Annotated in this window: 3 protein-coding genes; 2 read left to right on the forward strand and 1 reads right to left on the reverse strand. The window is 56.2% G+C overall.

What is annotated here, in order from left to right; all coding sequences use genetic code 11:
- The first annotated feature begins 492 nt into the window (after positions 1 to 492).
- On the forward strand, positions 493 to 804 hold the full coding sequence (locus AC5ZFO_RS47425; RefSeq protein WP_283023209.1) for a hypothetical protein: 312 nt from the start codon (positions 493 to 495) through the stop codon (positions 802 to 804).
- Between the two features lie 18 nt (positions 805 to 822).
- Here the strand turns inward: AC5ZFO_RS47425 and AC5ZFO_RS47430 are convergent, their stop codons facing one another.
- Positions 823 to 1,041, reverse strand: coding sequence for a DUF6894 family protein (locus AC5ZFO_RS47430; protein WP_283023208.1), 219 nt, complete (start codon positions 1,039 to 1,041; stop codon positions 823 to 825).
- A 775-nt stretch (positions 1,042 to 1,816) separates the two neighbouring features.
- Here AC5ZFO_RS47430 and AC5ZFO_RS47435 point away from each other — a divergent pair.
- Complete coding sequence (locus AC5ZFO_RS47435) at positions 1,817 to 2,149, forward strand: hypothetical protein (protein WP_496124190.1); 333 nt, start codon at positions 1,817 to 1,819, stop codon at positions 2,147 to 2,149.
- The last annotated feature ends 1,624 nt before the right edge of the window (positions 2,150 to 3,773 follow it).

Consider the following 3,773-nt stretch of genomic DNA (forward strand, 5'->3'; position numbering starts at 1 on the left):
CTCTCCTCGTCCCCGTCAGGGGATCATAAATGGAAAATTCCAGTTCAAACTGGCCTAATTTGGCGGGGGCACGTCAGCCCAGATCGCAGGTGATCCTCTCCATCGAACAAGGCTCAAACACCTTCTTCACGATGGTGGGTGGGAAAGGCGCCGAAGTCGGTGTCGTCAACGGGCCCAACAGCAAGTTCTCACGCAGACGGTTACTACAACGACAACCTTCTCGCATTGCCCGAATGTCCCTAGCCTCCAGAAGGATATGAAGATGACGAAGACACTGGGAATCTTGACCGCTGTGGTGATGTTTCTGGCTCATAACGAGTGCGCTTTCGCGCGCGGCGGATCGCACGGAGGCCGCGTCAGTTACGGCGGCGGACATCACACAAGCAGCCACGGGGGGAGCTTCGCTGGGGGCTCCGGCTCATCTCATCGCGGCGGGACTTATGTGAACTCCAGAACCGGCAATCGCTACGGCGCCCATCAATAGGAACGTAGATGGGGCTGTTCAAGCGCAAAGAGAGTTGGGAACGCACGTTCCGACTCAGAAGCCATCAGAGTTCGGGGCGCATCATATTAAGCGGACTGTTCTGGCTCTGGGGCGTCGTTGGACTGTTGTTCAACGACGGCACCCTGTTTGGCCTCACAGGCTCGATTGGTGTCGGCACCTCTGCGCTTCTTGCTGCCACCGCACTGATCTGGATTGGAGGCATGGTGCTGTTTGGCATCGGCGCCCTACTCGCCCACTCAGATTTTGATGGTGAGAGGCCCATCGGAGAAGACAATGGCGATGTTCGGGTGACGCGGTAATCGCTCGCCGCGGCGAGATCACAAACCAACAACCACGTGCCGCGCGATCTCTGTGCCTTCGCCATCAAAGACCAGCACGACAGTTTCGCTAACGGGATTGTAGTCAGGATCGCCGCCGATATCCCGAGCAACACTGGCGCCATACTGACTCGCGAGATCTGCCGAGCCGAACATCTCACCCTCGCCGTCCGGCTGAAGGCGACCGTTGTGGATAATCGGGAAATAATAGCGCTGCATAGGAGAGCCCTCCACCGCGGCGATCATGCGCTCATATTAGAGTGGGACGCACCTGTCTGAAATGACAGCGTGCTTGCAAGAGACAGTGCACCAGTGCTAGCGGCGCGCCAGCCAGGTTCGCAAAGACCAAAACAGGTAGATTGTCTCTCCTTGCTCACACGCGTTATGGTAGTCATCGAAACCCGAGGCACCAAATGCGCATTAAGAAAACACGAATTCATAATCTCGATCGTTACACAAGACCGATAGCTGCCGGGACGTCCGTCAAAATCGTAGCCGACGTTTCAAACGATACCGCCGCCCTAGTCCGCGCAGGATTCCCGGAGGCTGCCTCTGACGGCACGACTCTGCTTCCACCGATCCGGGGGCCGGCCTCTCGATTCAACGCAGAAGGAAGGTGGCGGCATGACAAAACAAAACCGAAAGAGTCGCGTTACATCAGAACGGTCAGCTGGAAGTGGAAACAGTGGTCAGGAAGAGGACAAACGGAAGAGCGAGAGGAGTTCAGGGACATCCATCACAATGCTATCCACGTATCCTTACACCGCCCCCTTCGATACAGGTTTCTTTGAAGCGAATAAATTCCCGCATCCTGATCGTCTCACCGACCATTGACGTTGATGAAGCAGAAGATGTAAAGCATGTCATCAATCTATTCCTTGAGTTGCTCGGTTACTGCGAATTAACAGCTACCGATCTAAGATCGCTAATCCCCCCACACATTGAGCAAATCAACTGGAAACTTCTGCCTCCTGGCTAGTATCCATGGAGCAGGATGAAAACGCATATCACGTTCGCTTTGCGCAGGGCATCCGATAGTGTTGCGGCGATTATCCAAGACAGACAGGAAACGCTGGTTTCACTTGGACCAACCACAATATACGTGGGGGTGAACGGTTTTAGCGACTACATTGCGTATGAATTCAAATCCCGAGGGATAGTTGTGCTTGAAAGCATCCCTCGTGACAATGCAATCTATGTATTCGGACGCGATTGGGAGGCTGCTTCACAGCTGTCTAAGAAACAAATTCTCGACGCATCCCTCCAAAAGGCGCGCATCGTGCATTCGAGGGAGTGGAAGGAAAAGCTCAGAGCCTTGGTTGCCTGATGATTCTAGGCCGATGCGCTGGCGCGCCGCTAATTCTTGGCACCCGGGGCGCGTCACCACCTGAATGACCAGCCGTTCCCCGGAAAGTTACGGAGTGAAGTTGCTCTCTTTACAATGGACCGCCGTTGGTTGCGGCGGTAATTTGGTTGCTGTTTTAGAACGTGAGAGTTTCTTGAAGGCTAGGGGCGGCAACTGCCGTTTCCTCGAGCGTGTTTCTGCACCTCAAAGCCCGAACCAACTTTTGGTGCGTGATGTTGCTCTACATTTTCACGGTCATAATGATCGAGTCGTGGCTCGATTTCTGGCTAGCCCAATGTCTCGCCCCGACATGCTGCCCGCGCTGGGGCACCTCATTCGGGGACACGATGAGAGAGTAATCTTGGAGTCCTGGCAGCCTGTCGGTCGTGATTGAAGCAAGACAGTCCGTCAGCCTTTCGTCAGCTATCGCGAGCATCATGGCACTGTCCGAGGTCGCAGGGACGGCCAGTTATTTCGTGATGTCATTGACTGGCGGAGCGCCTCGCGGGCCTACACACGGCGCGCGCACCCTGGCACCCTCTGCGGAACGCGCGCCGTGTGCTTTTCAGGAACCCGCATCATTATCTCTCGAATGTTGGCGGTCGCAAAATTTCCCGCTCCGGATTGTCTCGACAGCTTCTCGTCAGCCCGCTCGGTCATACATCGATTATCAGAAGCTGGCAGGGACATCTCGTTAGTAGGAATGCGAGCTAATTTGAGGCGAGCCCCTTTCTGAATTGCAACGCGCGACGCTCGCATTACAGGTTGCCCACCTGTTGACCCGGTGTCGCGCGTTGCTCCGATTGATTTGGTTAGGTTTTCTCGCGGCCCGCAGGGACTGGCTCGAAGTCCAGCGCAGTCCATTGGTTTCCCGTCTCAAGGTCTGTTGCGTCTATTACGAACCCAGTGCCTTCTATGACTAACCCGCACATGGCGGCAGCGCCATCGCGAGTCGCCATTCGCCGAGAAACAAGCGGCTCGTCTTCCTGAGGTTCGTAAAGAAAAACCTTGTGGACGGTGACCTTAGTCATCCCTCCGCTCTCCGGGTGTCACGAGACTTTGCTAACATCCCTATCTAAGCAGCACGGGCGCCGCGCTTGCGAAAGTCTCATAGGAACCCCACCCGAGCCGGTTGGCACTCAATCATCCCACTCTAGAAGCGTTCGTATGCGCGCAGTGATCTTCCGTGCCTCTTCCGGCCCGAGGTTGGGCTTCAAGCTGTCGAGTATGCCTAGCACTGCCCGAGCATCCTCGGCATTAAACGTCGCGACTTGGCGATCTGCTTGGCTCAAAGACTGATCGGCCGCGCGGGCCTGATTGGCTGCAAGCACCGCAAGCGCTTGCGACCGCAGTGAGGTGATGTGCCGCTCGAATGTGTGCATTCCGTTGGCCTGTAGCTACCCTGTAAGAGGGCGTCGCAAGCGATGGTGGCCAGCCTCAGTCTTCGAGGACGGGCTGACCGCGCTCGCTCCCGAGAGGCTCAAATTCCCAAGGGGGCCACCAAGTTGTATCGGCGAAGGGTCCCCCAAGCACCTACCAGCACCAGTGGGTTGCCGCGCCCCCCGCGTGCATGCCATATCAAAGTGCTCGGCCTGCAAATGTTCGA

Source organism: Bradyrhizobium sp. Unk1, assembly GCF_059512345.1.